Below are 245 nucleotides of genomic sequence, written 5' to 3' on the forward strand. Positions count from 1 at the left end.
GCGAAGTATCGCGCGTTTTTGGCGCGGGGCATTGGCAGTTTATCCGCGGAATCGTGGTACCTGTCATGATGCCGGCTTGGGCGATTGCGACGTTTATCGTCTTTGTCTTTACGTTTTCCGCTTTCGAAGTGCCTTATTTGCTGGGCGTCACCTATCCAAGCGTGCTGCCGGTCTATTCGTATCAGCTGTACACGAGCGGCACGCTTTCCGACCGTCCGGAAGCGCTTGCGGTCAATATGATTCTT

1 protein-coding gene is annotated in these 245 nt (G+C 54.3%); it reads left to right on the forward strand.

The window, feature by feature from the left end; all coding sequences use genetic code 11:
* Positions 1–245, forward strand: a 245-nt coding sequence (locus R0J92_RS25620) for an ABC transporter permease subunit (RefSeq protein WP_411053760.1), incomplete at both ends; no start/stop codon positions are given.

Source organism: Tritonibacter sp. SIMBA_163 (assembly GCF_046535935.1).
In the GTDB taxonomy this organism is placed as follows: Bacteria; Pseudomonadota; Alphaproteobacteria; order Rhodobacterales; family Rhodobacteraceae; genus Epibacterium; species Epibacterium scottomollicae.